17 protein-coding genes are annotated in these 20798 nt (G+C 39.2%); 9 read left to right on the top strand and 8 right to left on the bottom strand.

Annotated features, from left to right (window positions below):
- Positions 1 to 7: 7 nt before the first annotated feature.
- Together QZU77_RS05560 and hypD are read right to left on the bottom strand one after the other, a co-directional pair.
- Entirely contained in the window at positions 8 to 712 is a 705-nt protein-coding gene (locus QZU77_RS05560; protein WP_295601236.1) for a phosphoglycolate phosphatase, read from the bottom strand.
- Between the two features lie 4 nt (positions 713 to 716).
- On the bottom strand, positions 717 to 1763 hold the full coding sequence (hypD, locus tag QZU77_RS05555) for a hydrogenase formation protein HypD (protein WP_295601263.1): 1047 nt from the start codon (positions 1761 to 1763) through the stop codon (positions 717 to 719).
- 87 nt (positions 1764 to 1850) lie between these two features.
- Between hypD and QZU77_RS05550 the strand changes: the two genes are divergently transcribed.
- The 6 genes from QZU77_RS05550 (at position 1851) to QZU77_RS05525 (ending at position 9554) form a co-directional block, all read left to right on the top strand.
- Positions 1851 to 3515, top strand: a complete 1665-nt coding sequence (locus tag QZU77_RS05550; RefSeq protein ID WP_295601232.1) for a cytidylyltransferase domain-containing protein — start codon at positions 1851 to 1853, stop codon at positions 3513 to 3515.
- Between the two features lie 6 nt (positions 3516 to 3521).
- Positions 3522 to 4574 (top strand): N-acetylneuraminate synthase family protein, encoded by a 1053-nt coding sequence (locus QZU77_RS05545; RefSeq protein ID WP_295601229.1) that lies wholly within the window; start codon positions 3522 to 3524, stop codon positions 4572 to 4574.
- 12 nt (positions 4575 to 4586) lie between these two features.
- Entirely contained in the window at positions 4587 to 6008 is a 1422-nt protein-coding gene (locus QZU77_RS05540; RefSeq protein WP_295601227.1) for a sialyltransferase, read from the top strand.
- A complete protein-coding gene (locus QZU77_RS05535) occupies positions 6001 to 7437 on the top strand; it encodes an oligosaccharide flippase family protein (protein WP_295601224.1) in 1437 nt (478 codons plus the stop codon). The genes QZU77_RS05540 and QZU77_RS05535 overlap by 8 nt, the downstream gene beginning before the upstream one ends.
- 372 nt (positions 7438 to 7809) lie before the next feature.
- A complete protein-coding gene (locus tag QZU77_RS05530; RefSeq protein ID WP_295601221.1) occupies positions 7810 to 9027 on the top strand; it encodes an AAA family ATPase in 1218 nt (405 codons plus the stop codon).
- Entirely contained in the window at positions 9027 to 9554 is a 528-nt protein-coding gene (locus QZU77_RS05525; RefSeq protein WP_295601218.1) for a hypothetical protein, read from the top strand. The genes QZU77_RS05530 and QZU77_RS05525 overlap by 1 nt, the downstream gene beginning before the upstream one ends.
- A 51-nt stretch (positions 9555 to 9605) precedes the next feature.
- On the opposite strand, the gene QZU77_RS05520 is transcribed toward QZU77_RS05525, so the two are convergent.
- The 4 genes from QZU77_RS05520 to QZU77_RS05505 form a co-directional block, all read right to left on the bottom strand.
- The gene (locus QZU77_RS05520) at positions 9606 to 10097 is read right to left on the bottom strand and encodes a DapH/DapD/GlmU-related protein (RefSeq protein WP_295601215.1); all 492 of its coding nucleotides are present in this window, start codon (positions 10095 to 10097) and stop codon (positions 9606 to 9608) included.
- Between the two features lie 19 nt (positions 10098 to 10116).
- Positions 10117 to 11649: an NERD domain-containing protein gene (locus tag QZU77_RS05515; protein WP_295601212.1), complete on the bottom strand. Its 1533-nt coding sequence runs from the start codon at positions 11647 to 11649 to the stop codon at positions 10117 to 10119.
- Positions 11650 to 11722: 73 nt separating this feature from the next.
- Positions 11723 to 12886 (bottom strand): glycosyltransferase, encoded by a 1164-nt coding sequence (locus tag QZU77_RS05510; RefSeq protein ID WP_295601209.1) that lies wholly within the window; start codon positions 12884 to 12886, stop codon positions 11723 to 11725.
- 1 nt (position 12887) lies between these two features.
- Positions 12888 to 14459, bottom strand: coding sequence for a glycosyltransferase family 39 protein (locus tag QZU77_RS05505; RefSeq protein WP_295601205.1), 1572 nt, complete (start codon positions 14457 to 14459; stop codon positions 12888 to 12890).
- 103 nt (positions 14460 to 14562) lie between these two features.
- Here QZU77_RS05505 and QZU77_RS05500 point away from each other — a divergent pair, with 103 nt between their 5' ends.
- Positions 14563 to 16230, top strand: a complete 1668-nt coding sequence (locus QZU77_RS05500; protein WP_295601260.1) for a glycosyltransferase family 39 protein — start codon at positions 14563 to 14565, stop codon at positions 16228 to 16230.
- On the opposite strand, the gene QZU77_RS05495 is transcribed toward QZU77_RS05500, so the two are convergent.
- Positions 16227 to 17069 carry a UbiA family prenyltransferase gene (locus QZU77_RS05495; protein ID WP_295601202.1) on the bottom strand — a complete coding sequence of 281 codons (843 nt, stop codon included), beginning with the start codon at positions 17067 to 17069 and terminating at the stop codon, positions 16227 to 16229. The two genes, QZU77_RS05500 and QZU77_RS05495, sit on opposite strands and share 4 nt — an antisense overlap.
- Positions 17066 to 18325: a glycosyl transferase GT4 family protein gene (locus QZU77_RS05490; protein ID WP_295601199.1), complete on the bottom strand. Its 1260-nt coding sequence runs from the start codon at positions 18323 to 18325 to the stop codon at positions 17066 to 17068. Before QZU77_RS05490 ends, QZU77_RS05495 begins: the two co-directional genes overlap by 4 nt.
- A gap of 188 nt (positions 18326 to 18513) precedes the next feature.
- Here QZU77_RS05490 and QZU77_RS05485 point away from each other — a divergent pair, with 188 nt between their 5' ends.
- Together QZU77_RS05485 and QZU77_RS05480 are read left to right on the top strand one after the other, a co-directional pair.
- Positions 18514 to 19536: a phosphorylcholine transferase LicD gene (locus tag QZU77_RS05485; protein WP_295601196.1), complete on the top strand. Its 1023-nt coding sequence runs from the start codon at positions 18514 to 18516 to the stop codon at positions 19534 to 19536.
- A gap of 117 nt (positions 19537 to 19653) precedes the next feature.
- Positions 19654 to 20748, top strand: a complete 1095-nt coding sequence (locus QZU77_RS05480) for an inositol-3-phosphate synthase (protein WP_295601193.1) — start codon at positions 19654 to 19656, stop codon at positions 20746 to 20748.
- Positions 20749 to 20798 lie beyond the last annotated feature (50 nt).

The raw sequence follows: 20798 nt of genomic DNA, 5'->3' as shown, positions 1-20798 counted from the left end.
TCATCACTTATAATGCGAATTTCTCTATCGCTTCAGCCACTCCGTCACCATAATAATTTTCACAGGCGTATGTGCTGATCTCTTTTAATTTGTCGTCAGCGTTTCCAACGGCTATCTTGCAGCCGACCTCTTTGAGGAAGTCTTCATCGTTCTGGCTGTCCCCGATTGCCATGACGTTTTCCATGTTTATGCCGTTCCTTTCACATAGATACCTTAATGAGGTTCCCTTGTTCACTCTCTTGTCGGTGATGTGGAGTGCAAATCCGCTGTCATAGATTTCAAGCTGGTCTATGTATTCGAAGTCTTCCAGTGCATCCTCCAATATCTTCTTGTCAAGGGTCTTGTAGAATACTGTCTCGGTTAGGCGATACATGTTGTCATGGGATGCGTGCCTGTTGAATTCATCTCCCAGCTTCTCTTTAAGATGCTTTTCTGCTGAGGTTACGAAGTCACGCTCAACCATTGTTTCAACGGCATTGTTGTTTTCGCCTTCCTTGAAAACGACTCCTCCGTTTTCAGCCACTAATCCTCCGCTGCATCCTATGAGGACTTCAGCGGCATATGCGTAGTTCACGACGTTTCCGGTCACTATGATTGTTGGGATTCCTGCATCTTCTGCTTTTCTCAATGCTTCAATTGCGGATATGCATATTTTCCTGGTGTCGTCAGTTATTGTTCCATCGATGTCTACTGCTATTGCCTCTATTGCCATTGATTCATCCCCTTGAGTATCTGTGTGCAATGTTGCATGTTCCTTCCTTACTTACCATGCATGCTCCAATCGGGTGAAGAGGGTTGCATGCTTTTCTAAAGAGCTTGCAGTCCTCCGGCCTTGCAAGGCCCCTGAGGATCGGTCCGCAGATGCATCCTTTAGGAGCTTCTGTAACGTCCTTGACTTCAATGTCGTATTTCTCACGAGCGTTGAAATCGCTGAATTCCTTTTTGACTTCCAAAATGGAATTGGGTATTTTTGGAAAACCTCTCCATTCCCTTGATTCAACCTGGAAAACCTGCTCGATCATGTCTGTTGCAACAGTGTTTCCCTCTTCGCGCACTGCCCTCTTGTACTCGTTTTCTATTTTCGGTGTTTCATTATGAATCTGTCTTAAAATCATGTACACGGACATTAGAATGTCCAATGGGTTGAACCCTGCCACTGCCTGAGGTATTCCGTAATCTGTTGAGAAGTACTCGAAAGGCTTGGTTCCGATGATTGTGCAAACGTGGCCTGGCTGGATCAATGCATTGAGGCTGGTTTCGCCTGAGTTGATTAAAAAGTCGATTGCCGGTGGAATCAGCCTGTGGCATGACAGCACTGAGAAGTTTTCAGGAGGGGTTGCAAGCAGTTCCGCTGCGGTTGTCGGGGCGGTTGTTTCAAAGCCTGCTGAGATGAATGCAACATCATTGTCGACTTTCTCGGCTATTTCAATCGCCCTGTTGATACCGTACACCACTCTGACATCTCCCCCTTCAGCTTTTGCATCTGCAAGGGACCTTTCGGAACCCGGAACTCTCAGCATGTCTCCGAAGGTTGTGATTGTAACTCCCTTGTCAATCAGCTCCAATGCCTCATCGATTTCACGTGAAGGGACAACACAGACCGGGCATCCCGGTCCTGCAATGATTTCCACTTCTTCGGGAAGCAGGCTTCTGATTCCATTTTCCATGATGGTGTGTTCATGTGAACCGCACACGTGCATTATTTTAACGGGTGTGGCTAATTCGTTGATTTTATCCAATAACTTTTTTGACATTTCTTTCATATTCATATTAACACCGAAGATTTAATATTATATTATAAATATATGTTACTATTGTATTAATTAAATTTTATGTATTAAGGGATAATCATGTTTAACAATAATAAGATTTTAGTAGTTATTCCGGCTAGGGGAGGTTCAAAGGGAATTCCCCGCAAAAACATAAGATTATTGGACAATAAGCCATTAATCTCTTACACTATCAATATTGCAAGGCATTCCAGTTATGTTGATGATGTTGTTGTAACTACTGATGATTCTGAAATTGCATTGATTTCTGAGAAATTCGGGGCAAGTGTGGTCAGGCGCTCCGAGGAACTGTCCAGTGACGAGATACCGTTGGACCCGGTAATATATGATGCAATGAACCAGAAGGAAAAACAGGCATTCGATGAATATGACATTGTAATAACACTGCAGCCCACTTCTCCATTGATTAAGACATCCACTTTGGATGCTGCAATCGAGAAATTCGAAGATTTTTCAATTGACAGTGTCATATCCGTTGTTGATGACAGGCACTTGAGCTGGGGATTTGACGAGGCAAACCAAAGGTACTTCCCAAACTATATTGAAAGGAAAAACAGGCAGTACCTTCCGAAGGAATTCCGCGAAACTGGTGCAATCCTTGCAACCCGCAGAAGCTGCGTCCATGAGGACTCCCGTCTCGGAACCAACATCGAATTGATTGAGGTTTCCCGGGAGGAAAGCGTTGACATAGACAATTATGAGGACTGGTGGATAGCGGAAAACTACTTGCAGAAGAAAAGAATAGCCATTGTCGTAAACGCATATGATGAAATCGGAACCGGACACGTCTACAGGTGCCTGTCCATAGCATCCAAGCTCGTGTTCCATGAGGTGCTGTTCCTGCTTGATGAGAACCATCAGCTGGGAATCGACATAGTTGAAAACTACAATTATCCCTACAAGCTCTACGATGGGCTTGATGATTTAATGGGATTATTAAGAATGTATTCCCCTCAACTGGTGATGAATGATGTTCTAGACACTTCAAGGGAATACGTTTCCATGCTGAAGAATGAGGGATACTTCGTCGTTAATTTCGAGGATCTGGGAACCGGTACCGAAGTGGCCGATGTTGTATTCGACGCATTGTATGAGCATGAAATCGGAGAGGACAAGATATTCACAGGACATAAATACTATATTTTAAAGGATGAGTTCTACTTCCAGCCACAGAAAATCATCACCCACAACGTCAACAATGTGCTTATAACATTCGGAGGAACCGACCCGAACAATTTCACCGAAAAGGTCATCGATTCAATATTGTCAACCAATTATGAGGGAAGAATCAACGTCATACTCGGCTTGGGCTACAGTGGCCTTGAAGATCTGATCGGCAAGTACGAGTCAAACCAGGCAATCCAGATTTACAGGAACGTTTCAAACATCAGCGAGTTCATGTTCAAGGCAGATTTGATATTCACTTCCGCAGGCAGGACAATGTATGAGATTTGCTCCCTGGGAGTTCCAACCATTTGTCTGTGCCAGAACGAGAGGGAACTGACACATGTTTTTGCCAACGAATCCAATGGGTTCATCAACATGGGGCTCGGCGAGGACGTCGGAAGGCAGCAGATAATTGACGAGTTCATCAATCTGGTTAATAATTATGACTTGAGAGTTGAAATGAATAAGAAGATGCTGAATGTTGATTTGAAAAACGGTTTTGAAAACATTTGGTCAATCATCCGTGAGGAATACAGGAAATTTGAATTAAACAGGTAGATACTTATGAACATATTTAATAAATATCCATTTTTGATTGCAGAAATAGGCGTTAACTTTTATGACATTGCCCGTGAGGAGGAAATCACTGACATGCAAGCCGCTAAGCTCATGATTGATGAGGCTAAAAAATGCGGTGTTGATGCAGTCAAGTTCCAATCATACAAGGCTGAAACAATTGCATCCAAAAACTCCCCGGCTTACTGGGACTTGTCCGAGGAGCCTACCACATCACAATTCGAGCTGTTCAAGAAATTCGACAAGTTCGGCGCAGAGGAATATCGGGAATTGGCCGAGTACTGTCGTGAAGTGGGGATAATGTTTTTATCCACTCCATTCGATTTCGCATCCGTCGACTATTTGGATGAGTTCATGGATATTTATAAGATTTCATCTTCCGATTTGACCAACATACCATTCATACAATACATTGCAAGCAAGAACAAGCCAATACTATTGTCCACAGGGGCATCCACATTGAATGAAATCAAGCAGGCGGTTAAGGCTATTGAGGAGGTTTCAACAGTCGACATTGCCATCATGCACTGCGTGCTGTCCTATCCGACCGCATATGAGGATGCCAACCTATTGATGATTAAGGATTTGGCTGAAAACTTCCCGGACTATGAGATAGGATACTCTGATCACACTAAACCCGACTCAAACATGGTGGTATTGACAACCGCTTACAATTACGGTGCAACCATTCTTGAAAAGCATTTCACACTGGACAAGTCCCTGCAGGGAAACGACCATTATCATGCGATGGACCCGAATGACGTGCTGGTGTTCAGGAACAACGTCGGATTCCTGTCCAAGATCAACGGTAAGAAAAACAAGCAGCCATTGATTTGCGAATCATCATCCAGAAAACAGGCAAGAAGATCAATTGTAGCAGTGCGCGACATAAAACAGGGTGAAACAATTGCAAAAGATGATTTGACCTTCAAGCGTCCTGGAACTGGAATATATCCGTCTGAAATCGACAAGGTAATTGGAAAGACTGCCAAGGTGGACATTGGCGAGGATGCATTGCTTGATTTTGACATGCTGGAATAGATTGGTGTTTTAATGAGTGTTAGTGTTCGAGACATCTGTGAAGCTTTTTTTGACCTTGAGGAAAAATACAATCTCAACTATCAGAAAATTCAGGGATGCTATGCATGGCAGCTAATAAGAATGCATCTTTATTATGATATAACAAGGAAAACAAAGATGTTCGGCGCACCACAGCAGAAATCATTATCTCTTGGAGATAAGGTCAAATCATTCACACCATTTTTTAAAAATTCTTTAATGAATAATCCTTTCAGCGGAAATTATACTACTGACATTCTTATTTTTGACCATCCCCGCAAGGTTATATTTGATGGGGAATACTGTGACATTTACAGTAATTTTTTAGTGAATCTGCTTAAGGATTCATATTCATTTGAAGTCATGGAAGCTCCTTATATCAATCAGCACTACACAATAAAGCAGGAATATATTAAATACACTGACAGGATAGAATTGGGCTCATACATCTATAAAAAATTTAATAAGATAAAATTCACTTCCAAGGAACGTGAACTTGTTTTAAAGGTTCAAAAAGAACTTGAAGACACTTTTGATATAAAACTTAACATTTTATGGATGCTTACAACTCATATTTTAAATTTCAAGCATGATTTTAAAAAGTATGTTGAACTATTCAAAAAAAGAAAACCTAAAATGATTTTTGTAGTCGTGTCTTATGAAAATTTGGCTATTGTTGCAGCTGCAAAATCTTTGGGAATTCAGGCAATAGAGCTTCAGCATGGAACAATCACCGATTATCATTTGGGATATTCATATCCTGAAAAAACCCGATTGAATGGTGAAATTCCTTATTTTCCAGATAAAATTCTGACTTTTGGCGATTATTGGATTAATGAGAAATCATGTCCAATATCCAAAGACAATATTGTTCCGATTGGTTTTTCTTATTTTGAATCACAATCCAAGGATTATATTGGTATTGAATCTATTGACAATCAGGTTCTTTTCATTTCTCAGGGGGTTATTGGAAAATACCTCTCACGAATCGCTTTTGAATTCGCCAAATCCCAGAAAGATTTTAACATAATTTATAAATTGCATCCCGGTGAATATGCAACATGGAGGGAAAATTATCCTGAATTGGTTGAAGCGTCAAGTTTTGACAATTTCGAGGTAATTGACAACAGTGAAATTCCTTTATATGAATTAATGGCCAAATCCAGCCACCAAATCGGAGCATTTTCAACTGCAATCTATGAGGGGCTGATGTTCAATTGCAAAACATTTATCGTGGATGTGCCGGGCACTGAATATCTGGACGATTTAATAGAAAAGGGTTTTGTATTCAAGATTAAGGATGTTGATGAGTTAACAGATAATTTCAACAGTTTCAAACCTACTGAATACGATAAGAATTTCTTCTTTAAGAAGTTTGACAAGGAATTATTGAAGAGCGTGATTGATAATGGATGAATATGTTAAATTTATCAAGAGAATAGGTATTGTAGGTATTTCCAATATTTTAATCTCTATCAGCGGTTTAATTTTCATTCCCATAATCACTAAAAGTTTTTCAACTGCGGATTATGGGGTATGGTCACAGGTAAACACTTTCGTTTCATTGGTTCCAAACATTGTCAACCTTGGACTTCCGTTCACTATGGTGAGATTTCTGGCGGCGGAAAAGGACAAGAATGTCATTAAAAAGTCGTTTTATTCGATGATGCTATTGGTTTTGGCATCAACTTTGGTGATGAGTGTGGTATTGTTAGTATTTTCACCGCAAATCGCCGATGCTCTGTTTGATGGAAGCTTGCAGATAATGTATATTGTAATTGCCATATCATTTTTCGCATGCCTTGACCTGATGCTTTTAAGCTATTTCAGGACATTTCAACAGATTGCGCTTTATTCGACATTTCTGGTTCTGCAAACCTATATTGGTGTGGTTGTAAGCATTGCACTGACATGGGCTCATCAGCCTATTGATGTTGTAGTTTTAGGACGATTGTCCGGATTTTTATTGGTATTCATAGCAATGGCTGTTCTGATTGTTAAGGAGTTGGGTTTCACTACAAAGTTCAAGGGATTAAAGGAGGAATTGAAATTTGCGATTCCGACTGTTCCCAATAATGTTTCATCATGGGTTGTTGATTCAAGTGACAGGATTGTCATTGGTGTTTTTCTTGGATCTGCAGCTGTCGGATGTTATTCTCCAGGTTACGCATTGGGGAATCTAATTTTAATGTTTCTGACTCCATTTGCGGTTTTGCTTCCGGCTGTGTTGCCTGAATATTATGAAAAAGGCGATATGGATACAGTTCACACATTCCTGACATATTCCATGAAATACTATCTTTTGATTACTGTTCCGGCCATTGTAGGTTTGAGCTTGCTTTCAAAACCTTTGCTTTATATTTTAACAACAACCATTATTGCAGACAGTGGATTTATGGTCACTCCGATTGTTGCAATCGGCGCTATGTTTATGGGAATATATGGTATCGTGAATAATATAATCATATTGGAGAAAAAGACAACCATTTTGAGCCATATTTGGATTACTGTGGCTATTTTAAATGTAGTTTTAAATGTATTTTCAGTTCCTTACCTTGGAATTTATGGTGCAGGTCTTGCAACACTCTTCTGCTATTTCTTTGCATTTGCAGTAACGGTAATCTACTCAAAAAGATATGCTCTTCTGCCGTTTGACTACAGGTCCATAGCTAAAATCGTCATTGCATCAGCTGTTATGGGTGTTTTTGTAATGATTGCTAATCCTTATGGTATTTTGAATATGGTGATTGTTATTGCAGTTGCGGTTGTAATTTACTTTATTGTATTGTTCCTTTTAAGAGGAATTGATAAAAAAGAGATCAATTTGATTAAGGGCATGATATGATTAATTTTAAATCTCATATTTTTTTGGATTTGAGTGTTATGTCAAAACCAACAAATTGCTAGAAGGATTTTTCAAAATAATCTTTCCCAAGAAATACAAATGAATATTCCGAACAGAAAAGGGGGTTAAAAATTACTCACGGCAAATGCGAATATGATGGTACGAACCCATGTCCTGCACGAAAAAATCACAATCTAGAATAATAATCCATAAAATAGGGGACAATGCATTATATGCAGGTATTTTTTTTATTTAAAGCAAAAGTTGTCTTAATATGTAAAATTGTTATCTTTTAAAACTGAAATTATTTAAATGATGAAGTTCAAATTGAGTTATTAAGTGTATTCTTTTCATTGTAAGGTTTTGATTTAAATGTATGTTTCTGAAATTAGGGTAAAAAATTTTAAAACATTTGATGATGTTTATTTGGATTTAAACAAGTTCAATGTTTTAATTGGTGCTTGCGGTTCTGGTAAAACAAATTTTGTCCAAGTTTTTGAATTATTAAATGATTTGTCTTATGATTTTCATGATGCTATAAATAAACAGGGCGGAGCTTTTGTTAAAAATTTCAATTTACTTGAAAATAATCTGGAATCCTGCATTGAAGTTAAATTTTCAGATATTAATCAATCAATTAGATTGGGTTCGAATAAGGATATTTTATTCTCTTTTAACACTGTGGATTATGAAATTTGCTTTAATTTCGATAAAAATGAATGTAAAGTTCAAAATGAACTTGTTAAATTAAATTGTGATGTAAAATTCGCCAACAATCAAAAAATTGAGGGTAATGAAATTATTATTAAAAATAATAATGGCAATGTGCAAGTTGAATTTTTAGAGGATTTCAAAGAGTTGGAAATATCTGAAATAATTCCTGATGCTCTAGTTGATATTGTTTCACAAAACTTCAAAAATGACAATGCTCCTATAATCAATTCTGCATTGGCTACAATTCCTATCAAATGGGGAGATTTCTTTAAAAATATTTCTCTGTATGATTTTGATCCAAAATTCTGCAAAAACATCGATGCAACTAATAATGAAAAACTAACAAAACATGGTGGAAACCTGCCTGCAGTGCTAAAAAATATTTTAAACGATGAAAACAAGAAAAAGGAATTTTTAATCTACTATACAAATATGCTGCCTTATGTCAAAGAGGTATCTGTTGATAAAATATTGGATGAAGAACGTATTTTCATGATTGTTGAAAAGTATAATGATGTTAAAATCCCTGCTCCATTCATCTCTGATGGGACAAGCACTATTATGGCAATTTTAATAGCTCTATATTTCCAAGAAAGTGAAATAATATTAATAGAAGAACCTGAAAGGCACATTCATCCTTCCTTGATTAATCAATTGATATTAATGATGGAATCTGTAGATAAACAGGTTATTATCACAACTCATTCTCCCGAACTTTTAAAATACTCAGAACTGGAGAGCATATTATTCATATCTCGTGATGGAAATGGCTTTTCTAACATTAAAGGAGTAATGGATAATGATACAGTAAAACCGTTTATTGAAGAACTCGGAATTGACAGTGTTTTTGTAAATGATTATTTGGGGTTAGAATAATGAGGAATCTTTTTGTTTTCGTTGAAGGTAAGGAGGACTTGTTATTTGTCAAAAAGGTTCTGCATAATCTTTTCATTAAACATTCCATTAACATTATTCCAATACCTTATCAAAAAACAAGAAATCATGAAGTAAAAAAGCTCATTAAAACTGCTAAGGCTAATCAGGACTATGTTCTATTAAGTGATTTAGACAGTCATACTTATCCATGCATCACTTCCAGAAAAGATAAACGTATTGAAGAATTGGATGATGAAATCACATCAGATAAAATAGTAATTGTCGTAGAGGAACTTGAAAGCTGGTGTCTAGCAGGCATCGACACCCACATCGATGAATATTCTGAATTTGTTATTCCTGAAAGCACTGATGGTATAACAAAGGAGGATTTTGATGAAATCCTTTCAAACACTTCATTCAATAAAAATAAACTCTTTAACTATTTGAGCTTTAATTTTAATGTTGATTTAGCCATTGAAAGAAATGAATCCTTCAAATATTTCTTGAAAAAATATGGTATAATTTAAACTTTTTTAAAGTAATATCATTTAGGAGAATATGCATTATAAAATTGATTCCTAATGAAATTTCCCTTCTTTTTTTAAATTCTCGTAATGGTCAATGTCACGGTGCTTGAAGACTTTTGCAGGGTGTCCTCCTGCTATTGCATATTTTTCAACATCCTTAACGACCACGCTTCCGGCCTGGATTATTGCACCCTCGCCTATTCTTACGCCGGGCAATATGGTTACCCTGTTTCCCAACCATACATTGTCTTCAATAACAACGTCCTTTGAGATGATGGTGTTGTCGTAGGGTATCGCATTTCCCTTGTCGTAGTTGTGGATGCTGGTGATTATCATGCACTCTATGCCTGAATGGAAATTGTCGCCGATGATTACATTGCCATTTCCTTGAATCTTCATGCCGTTAAAATTAACATTATTGCCTAAACTAGTGTTTGGTGTAACGTAACTTTCACCATTTACCTTGAAGTTATCGCCACAGCTTTTTGCAACCTTTCGACATCTATGCAGGTAAAACTTTTGCTTAAGTTTGTTGAAAATCATGGTAATCCAAAAAAAGAAATTAAATTTCTGCAGAGCAGTCTGCAGAATAATGACTGAGTAAAACAGCACATTTGTCAATGGTTTCCTGATCCAACTTGATAGTGCTTGTTTTAATCTGATTTAAAAGCTCATCAATAAACAGGTCCTCATCAGTCAAAGGCATGTTTATAACAACAACCTCATTGTTGATAAACCCAACCAAAGGCTCCACAAAACAGTTCTTAATGTTGTTGTCGTTTAGGAAGTTGATTAAGTCTTCACCCAATGACAATGCCTTTTGCTTAATCTTGTTGTCCTGTGAGAATTTGGCCTGCTTGGTGGTGTACCTGAATCTTCTGGTATTGTCCCTTGTCGGAACCTCTTCAATCTTGTCCTCATCCAAATCGGCAGAACCGATCAAGTTCAAGTTCTCGTTTTCTGCCTCGAGCCTGAGTTTTGGATTGTACTTTTGAGACAAAAGAGCATATATTCCAGTTGGACCTACAACCAGGTGGTTGATTCCTGATGGTGCTGTTGGAGTTTTAACATTATAGAATACATAATATTCATCGGAAAGGGTTAACAAGTGTTCTCTGATGATTCTTGTTCTTTCTTCAGTTTGCTTAACATCTCTAGTTTTATAAAGTCCGAAACAAAGCATTATAACTCCAATGAATAATGCAACAATACCGACACCGCTATTCATAATCAATATTTCAATAATACTTACGATGAAAATGCCTGCTCCCACAAGTATTATGATTTCATTGGTATCAAGGTTATTGATATCAAAGCCGCCGTCATTGTCATCGGTCAGTGTAGTTTCATTCGGTATTATCTCGTCGCTGTCAGGTTCCCTAATGCTGATCTTATTGAGCAATCCGTTTGAGGATTTGTCAGGCTCATTTGGATAATATTCCTTCATGCTCCTAAAGAATTCATCTTTAAGGAAAGATTTCAGAATATTGTAATCATTGGTTTTGGGAACAGCGAATTCTTTACCGAACTTGGATAAAACCGCTTGGGGAATGGTAGTTCTTGCAGTTCTAGGAATCTCTTCCTCTTTTTCAAGCTCCATTTCCCTTTTCTCATCATCAGCTATCTTGAGCATCTTTTCCTCTGAGAAAAAGTCGCCGATTTTATGTGTAAATGACCTTAAGGAACGGTCTTCCTCTTCATTTGATAATTCTCCAGATGTTGGTTTGTCCGCTTGGGATTGTTGCCTGATGGTTTTCAATTCTTCTTTCCTTTCTTCAAGATATTTATCCAATTCCTTGTTCATCTCATCGTCTAAATATCTTAAGGAACCTCCACAGCTATCACATTCATAATCAAGTATGCTGTCGCTACTTTTAATCTTGTATTTTAATCCACAATCTTCACATTGAACAATATATGAATTATCATATTTGAATGAATCAACAAAGGAGGATGTCTTGTTGTCTTCGCCATCGGAATAATCTTCCAAGTATTCTAAGTCACCTGCACATGAAGAACACTCAAATGTTGTGATATCGTCATCATCATCGAGTTGGTATTTGGCACCACAGTTCTTACAGCATACAACTTTCATATTATCCTCTTAAAATTGCTTTTATGATATATATTTTTTATTTTTTTTATTATATATAGTTTAAAAAAATCGCTTAAAAACAAGACCGGTATATGGATTCAATATGTTTTGAAACCTTGTCCCAATCATATTTGTCTTCAATAAGTTTCCTGCCGGTTTCGCCAAACTCCCTGCACAATTCCCCATTGTCCAGCAATGTTTCAATGCAATTGGACAGGTCATCCTCATCAAAATCGCAGACAAGTCCCACATTATCCTTGACCCATGTGTGGATGTGGTTGTTCCTGGTTAAAACCAGCGGCTTGCCGCAGGCCATTGCCTCAAGGCCGCTTGTTGTGAATGACTCATACCTTGAGGGCATGACGAAAACGTCACAGTCAACCAGCGCCTCAATCTTGTCACGGCCAGTCAGGACTCCTGGAAAGATTACTTTGTCCTGCAAATCCCTTTCTTCAATCATATCGTCAAGAGTGTCCTTGAAACCTGAATCGCCGCCGACAATGGCTAACTTGACATTGTCATTTCTGATCTTATCGAATGCATTGACCAACAGGTCAAGTCCCTTGATTTCATGGATCCTTCCCAAAAACAATATTACCCTGTCTTCAGCGTCAATGCCAAATCTTGATTTGAAATTTCCACTTTCCGGAAGATTGGCGTATTCATCCAGGTTTATTCCCAATGGGACAATCTCGATTCTGTCCTCAGCCACGCCCATTTTAAGGTACTGTTCCTTTTCAACCTCAGTGAGTGCAAACACTCGTGACGCATCATGGAGTATGTCAAAGCCCCATAGCCTGTCAAAAATCTCCTTCATCTTCTCCTTTTGAAAGAACGGGAGAACTGACCCGTGAGCCTGCAGGACATATGGTACATGGTTCTTCTTGGCGTATCTGTGGGCTGCAATCGCAAGGGAGTGCCTGTGCTCGTGAATCTGGATGATGTCGAAATCCGCAATTGTCCTTCTGATGTGGCTGATTGCGGAGACTGGAGTGTCGATGGTTAGCTTGTTCTTGATGTTGTTTGACAGGTTCTTGAAGTAGAACACTTTTATCCCATCAACATCAACATTATAGTTGTCTTCAAACCGCAACCGTTCATTGCAGCTGTCGGTAGTGTAGACGGTGACGTCATGTCCGTCCTCGACCTGTTTTTTTGCAATCTGGTAGGATGCATTCACCACTCCTCCATGGGCGAAGCATGGGGCGAATGAAGGCACAACATGTAGAATCCTCATTTTAAACACTCTTCTCATATATGTAAATGTGATCGATATTTTTTATCTCGGTATAGTTTGTAACATTATTCAGCACCCTATCGGAGATGTAATAGGTGGCGTTGCTTGAATCGATAATGTCCTGGTCGCTGCTGCTTATCGGTAAAAGATGGCTTCCCAGCCACCAGTTGTATGCCCTTACATTGTAAACCCCGATGGGTAGGTTCTCATAATCGGGATTGTTGTCGATAATGTAATCTGAAACCTCTTCTATGGCTTTGAACTCATTTGTAGGCTCAAAGGTGAATGTGAACGTGAATGCCTGAACAATGAACAGTGCAATCAGAACGGCCGGTATGATGTTCCTGTTGATTTTAACATGGGCGTTGATTGTATCTATTGAAAGCAAAATGAAATACACTATTGCTGGAAATGCCGGAAGCAGGTAACGATTCACCTTGATGTTGTAATAGCTGAGGAAAATCAGGTTTGAAAATATCCATGCGAGCATGATGCACTCGTTTTTACACTCGCTGTCCTTGCCCAGGAAATAAAGTCCGATTAGAACAAGCAATGTTGTAACGACTGAACTGATTCTGGTAAAGCTGATTATCGCTAATATGAAAAACATTATTGGGATTAAATCTTTTCTTTCAAATCCTCTTTTATGGTCATAGAGCCACAATCCCATTCCGATAATGATGATTGCGACGATTGCATAGGCTAGTGGTGTGGGGTTTTCCAGAATGGGGTTTCCGTTAACGACGGTATGTGAGTTTGAAATGAAATTCAGGAAGTTGCTCACATAATAGCTGACATCGGTATTGTATGCCGGATCCACATTTGAACCTTGGGCGCCGCTTATTCCATTGGAAATCTGTCCGCTGGCGGCGAAATGCCCGCTTCCCATTATGGAAACCGCACTTATCGTAATTATTGCAAGGATCAATGCGATGATGATTCCCTTCTTGATTTCTGTGAAATCCTCGGATTCCACTCTAAATCCTTTTTGATAAACATAATAAAGCAATAATGCAGGGACTGTTAAAAGCACCGTGTATCTTGTAAACACTCCCAGGACTATGAATAATATTGCATGCTTGTAGAATCGGGGATTGTCGTCGACTGCCATTATTGTAAACAGGGCAGTCCAGATTATCATTGACACTGCCGGAATGTCCAGCGTTCCATTGGCAAGCCATGTGAGGTAAAGTGTCATTGAAGAATAGATTATGCACCCTGCCAGGCTTAATGTCTCATTGAAATACCTTTTAAGCAGGATGTAAAATCCAAGGTTTCCGAATATTGCAAAGGCTCCAGTCACAATGTAGATCGCCAGTTTGTCTATGAATCCTGCATAGAAAAATATTGATGTTAGAAAGCAAATCAAGGGCGATAGGTATATTGTTCCGGTTGACCGTATGTTGACTCCTGTATAGTAGAGTGCATTGAGAAGATAAACATAAACGTCAGAACAGTATATTCCAAAATTGGAATTGAATATTATGTAATTGCCTGTTAGGATAATGCTGAAAACTGCAATTATGATCAGGCAATAATAATCTTTTTTATTCAAATCGAAATCTTTTAACATTATATGTATTATTTGTACTTTCAATACATAATACTTTTTCAAAAATATTTAATTAGCATAAGAAAATAAGTATTAACAATAAGGGGGATTTTGCTTGATTGGCATGGATAAGAAATTGGAGAACAGATTGGCGATACTTGCCATTGGGACAGTTGCCCTGGTGATAACTTCTGCAATAATATATCAAAACTCAACTCATCATATTCTGGGAAACCAGTATCAGGATGTGTTCTACTATCTGATTGAAGCCCTTAAAATGTCAGGCGTTGAGATTGACGGCTACAGGTTCGTGGGGTACCTGCCTCCGTTCATACCTTTCCTGACCTCGATACTGTTCAGGCTGGGCTTTGTTTCATCAACAAGCATAATCATAACCTCGGGAATCTTCTTTTTCATTGGCATAATGGGCATGTTTTACCTGTTGAGGTTAAGATTCAATAATTTCTACTCCTTTTTCGGTGCTTTCCTATACGCCACAATGTTCATCAACATCAGATGGGTGGCCAATGGGACATTGGACATTGCATTTGTCGCAGTAATGGTGTGGGCACTGTACTTTTTCATTCAGGCAATGGAAAAAAATCAGAAATACTTCTACATCGCATTTCCCTTGGCGGTGCTGTGCTTTTTTACAAAGTACGTTGGTGCCATAAGCGTTGGGGTGATGGTGCTGTACTTCATGAGCAGAACCAACATTGCAAGCAACATCAAAAAATATTATAAAAACCTGTTGGGCGGCGTGTTGGCGGGGATTTTAACTTCAGTACCGTTTTTCGCATATTTCATGATTAATGAAATTCCTCTGGGTTTCATAAACCAGGCCGCTTCAGTATCCTCTCAAAGCAGTCGCGTAATCACTTATGCGGGACGTGTTGTTCACAATGACCTGTTTTTCTACATTAATTCCATAACATATAACATTTCATCAGGCCAAGCATTTATCGGAAACCTTATTTTGATTGTAGCTATCATTGGCGTTATTTTAATCACTTACATGTTTTTAAAGACATTCAGGGATTCCTATATGAAGATCAGGGATATGGATTCCAGCATATATAAATGGAAAGTTCCCTCTAAACTCATGTTTGTCCTGCTGGCAATTTCAATAGTCATGGTCTTCGCATCATTTTTCACGGCCAGCAAGTTCTCGTTTTTCTATTCCGAATTGATACTGTTTGCCGGTATGTATCTGCTTGCATACTCGCTTACGAAAATAATCATAAACTTTGAGGGCATGGACAACATCTGGCTGAGCACTTACCCGTATCTTGCAATCAATATCGCCATGGCGGGACTGTTCCTGGCTTATCTCATATTTTTCTCGGCGCATATCACCAAGACAAACAGGTATTTCACATCAATGGCTCCGGGATTCGTATTTCTGGTAGTGTTTGCAGTTGAGATACTGCTCAACCGTTTCAAAAGCAAGGTCAAGTATGTGGTCCCAATAGTCATTATGCTCTTGATGCTGAGCATCTGCTGGACCTTTGTAATTCATATTGAGGACGACCCTGTCCCTATCTGCGAACAGAATGCTGCCAATTGGCTTGACGGAAAGGAGGGCATAGTGTTTTCAAACAGGGGTTACGCTCAAACATGGTATCTTCAAAAGAATGTTTTCATTCCCGGAAACATTGGAAACGCCACACTGTTGAATAAGGAACTGCTCAACGGCAATGCAACGTATTATGTATCGTCGGGAGGCACCAACCTCACCGACTATTCCCTTGTCCAGGAGTTCAACGCCATAAAAATATATAAAAGGAATTAGAATGAACCGAGGGCGAATGCAACGAATGCTATGAGCATTCCTATTTTCAGATATTTTGATGCCTTGCCTGCGGTTTGCTCATCCTGTGATTTCATAATCATGAAGGCGCTGTATAGGAACAGCACAACTGCAATGGCGATAATGACCAGATAAAGTATTCCGAAAATATGCTGGAAGTATAATAATGGGCATAATGCGCTGTCGACAATGATGAGCACTGTTGCGATAACTGCAGGGATTTTAGTCCCGATTATTATAGGCAATGTCCTTGCGCCATCGGCCTTGTCGCCTTCAATGTCCTCAATGTCCTTAATTATCTCACGGGCGGCGGTCATGACGAAGGCGAAGAATCCCAGAAATATTGAGGTCATGATGATGCTTGGATTGTTTATGCTGAATCCTCCAAACACGAATCCGAAACCTGTCATGAAAGCAACTGCCAAATTGCCGATTAATGGTGTTGACTTCAGTTTATAGGCGTATAGGTAAAGCACAACATCAGCTATTAACACGATTGCGAATGGTATCCAGTTATTGGTCAGGTAGCTGATCAGGAATCCGCACACTGTTCCTGCAAGGAATAGCAGGTAAGCGTAGTTCCTTCCGTTCTTGAGGGAAATCCTTCCTGACGGTATTGGCCTTTCCGGCTTGTTTATCAAGTCAATCTTGTAGTCGAAGTAATCGTTTATAGTATTTCCAGCGGCGGTTTCGAAAAACACTGCGGCCATCGCAAGCACGACTGGGACGCTTATTGTTTTGTCTATCAATGCAACCAGTATGATGGATATCGCACCCATCAACGCGTTTCCAGGTCTTATAATTTCAATATATGGATTCATTGTATTTCCTCAAGTATCTGCGCAAATCTTTTTGCAGTGTTTTTTAAGGAGTATTCTCCTGCAAATTCATTTCCGCAGTATTTCAATTCATTCTTGTAATATTTAGTGTAGTAATCATAAACGGCTTTTTTACATTCCTCGACATCTGATACATGGTATCCGATATTGGTCTTGGCGATAAGGTCCTTAAGCGATCCTTCAGGATATCCTATTGACAGTATAGGCTTTTTACCTCCGATGCAGTCATAGACCTTGCCGGGTATGAACATTTTCTCGGATTCGTTCATCCAGGAAATCAAAAGCAGCACATCGGCGTTCATCTGATGCTTCAATACTTCATCCTGGGTTATCCTGCCGTGGATATTGACGTTTCCGGTGATGCCATATTTCTCTGAAAGCTCCCTTAGATTTATTTCATCGCCATAAAAATCAATCATGATATTGTCCCTGCCGATTTTATCCTCCTCAATCAGCTGATGCACGGCATCAAAGAGTATTGAAGGGTCTCTTCTGCCCTTGTAAAGCGATCCGGCATACATCAAGGTCAGCTTCTCACTATGTTCGCTTTGACGTGTCTTTTCAAAATCATCAGGGTCAAAGCCGGAAACGACTGAGGTTATCCTCTTATCCGGATGGATGCCTTGAAGAGTGTCCCTTGCCAGATCGGTTGTTGTGGTCAGCGCATCAACATTGCTGAACGTTTTCATCTCCAACCTTTTCTCGAAAAATCTCCTCACGGCATTATGGTTGACGTAAGGGTTCATATTCCACAAATCCCTCAAATCGGCAACCCATGGGATGCCATACTTCTCCTTCAGGTCATGGGCTATGAGATGGGAGGTGATTGGCGATGAGGAGGACATTATCGCATCAATCCTTTCGCCTTCAATTATTTCACATGATGCCTCGAATGCAGGCTTTTTCCAGTATTTCATGCTGTCGGGGTATGCGAATATCTCGCCGGCTAGGGACAGTCCCTTTGAGACGAACCTGTTTGTCTGGTCGCTTCCGCTCACTTCCCTCTTTCTTCCGGTATTCTTGTTTGATTTCGGCATGAACCTGGAAATCATGTCCTGATAATCGGTTTCAACAACTTCAACGCCATCAATCTCTACGGTGTCATTGGATGTTCTGGGAACAATCACAATGGGCTTCCATCCGAAGGACGGCAGGTACTTTGATATTCCCCTCAATCTTTTCGATGCGATTCCAGTGTCATGATTATAATTGAATGCAATATAAAGGACTTTCTTCATGTTCAAACTCACTAATTTCTCATTGATGTTAATTTTTTTAATTGTTGATAATTATATTTAACTATTATTAATCATTATCCTTTTCAATTCAACCGGTTTGCCACGATTTCGCCCATAACTTTTATTATGGAGTATATTTAAAAATATGATTTGAAAAAACTATTTTTAATAAGCGTTTTGGTGTTAATATGGGTTTGGAAAACTATTATCTTAAATTGCCGGATTTCATTAAATTCAATCCAAGAATCCTGAAATTGAGTTTTGACATGACAGATAGGATAAACAATTCCACAGGAGTATCCACCGAGGATTTCCTTTCAAACCTCACCGGCGAGGATGGCAAGCTCACATTCAGCGAAACCCATATGAAGTTCCGTGCGCTTTACGTGGAACTGTTGATTTTCATGGATAATGTATGCAGGAAGCACGGCCTGGATTACTGGCTTGGCTTCGGAACCCTTTTGGGTGCTGTGAGGCATGGAGGATTCATTCCATGGGATGATGACATTGACCTGGTGATTTTAAGGCATGACTACAATAAACTGATCGAGGTCCTGCCTGAGGAAATCAAGGCTTGCGGATTGGATGAATTCTGCGGCTTGACACTGCTTTGTGAAAACAGGAAAAACTATTATGATGGTGTTAAAAGCGCATACGATGCCAAGGACCGGTACGGCAATGACCTTGTTGACGGCAAGTATAATTTCCTGCAGTTTGCATGGCTCAAGCCCTACGTCAAGATTGACGTTTTTCCATTCGACTTCATTGAGGATGACAAGGTGGATGAAATCCGAAACAGCTTCGCCCCGGCGCAGTACAAGTTTCACAATGACCTGCTCAATGGCAGAATCAGGTACATGGATGAAATCGACAATGCAAGAAAATCAGTGGGATTCACCGATTCCAAAACCCGACAGTTTTCAGACACCATTGAAGGCATCCCCCATTGGAAAATAAGGATTTTCGATTATGACAAGACATTCCCATTGACTAAAATAGAATTCGAAGGCCATGAGTTCAACTGTCCTAAGGACACTCACCATCACTTAACTTCAATGTTCGGGCCCAATTACATGGATTATCCGAAAATGATTTACAATCATGACACGTTGAAACTGATTGAAACGCAATTCGACTCCAAGGGGGATTTGGATGATGCGTTTGATGAGGCATTGGAATTTGTAAAAAAAGTTAATTGTGATTTTCACTAGACTTTTTAAAGTGCCTAAAAAAACAATAATTATATAAAGTATACTACATAACATAATATTAGTATTTTATTTATTTAAAGTATTATTTTTAATAATTAATATTAGCTGGTGTTTATATTGGATAAAATTAAAATAGCGATTGTAGGATTAGGAAACTGTGCAAGTTCCTTAATCCAAGGAATACATTATTATGATGGTAAAAACCCAGAAGATGCAATTGGATTAATGCACTGGGATATTGGAGGATACACTCCAAGTGACATTGAAGTTGTAGCTGCATTCGATGTGGATGCAAGGAAAGTGGGAAAAACTATTGACGAGGCAATATTTGCCAAACCTAACTGTACCACAATATTCCAGAAGGACATTCCAAAATATGACGTTAAAGTAAGCATGGGTCATGTATTGGACGGTGTGGCAGACCACATGTCAAAATATGATGATGAATACACTTTCGTCGTAAGCGACGAGGAACCTGTTGACGTTGTCAGCGTCCTTAAGGAAAGCGGCGCTGAAATATTGGTGAACTACTTGCCGGTGGGTTCCGAAGAGGCTGCAAGATACTACGCTCAATGCGCACTTGACGCTGAAATCGCATACGTGAACTGCATGCCAGTATTCATTGTAAGTGACGATGAATGGGATGCTAAATTCAAGGCAAAAGGAATTCCAATTGTAGGTGACGATATCAAAGCTCAAATCGGTGCTACTATCACACACAGAACACTAGCTAGCTTATTCATGGATAGGGGTGTTAAATTAGACAGGACCTATCAAATCAATACTGGTGGTAACACTGACTTTTTAAACATGCTCAACCGTGAAAGATTAGACTCCAAAAAAGAGTCCAAAACCGAAGCGGTTCAATCCGTGCTAACCGAAAGAATGGATGATCGTGACATACACATAGGACCTAGTGACTATGTCCCATGGCAAAACGATAACAAGCTATGCTTCCTCAGGATGGAAGGCCGCACATTCGGTGATGTTCCAATGAACATTGAACTCAGATTAAGTGTTGAGGACTCTCCAAACTCCGCTGGATGTGTGATTGATGCTGTAAGATGCTGTAAGATTGGTTTGGAAAGAGGCATTGGCGGACAATTGACTTCAATCTCCTCATACACAATGAAGCATCCTCCGATTCAATACACTGATGACGAAGCATATGAAAACGTTGAAAAATTCATCGCCGGTGAACTGGAAAGATAATTTTTCAATATTCATTACTTTTTTTTAACTTTTTTTTAAGATATTTTCAA

The sequence above is a fragment of the uncultured Methanobrevibacter sp. genome (genome assembly GCF_902774605.1).
GTDB lineage: Archaea > Methanobacteriota > Methanobacteria > Methanobacteriales > Methanobacteriaceae > Methanocatella.
The sequence above is the reverse complement of the archived record's forward strand: the minus strand, read 5'-3'. Positions and strand labels throughout refer to the sequence as shown.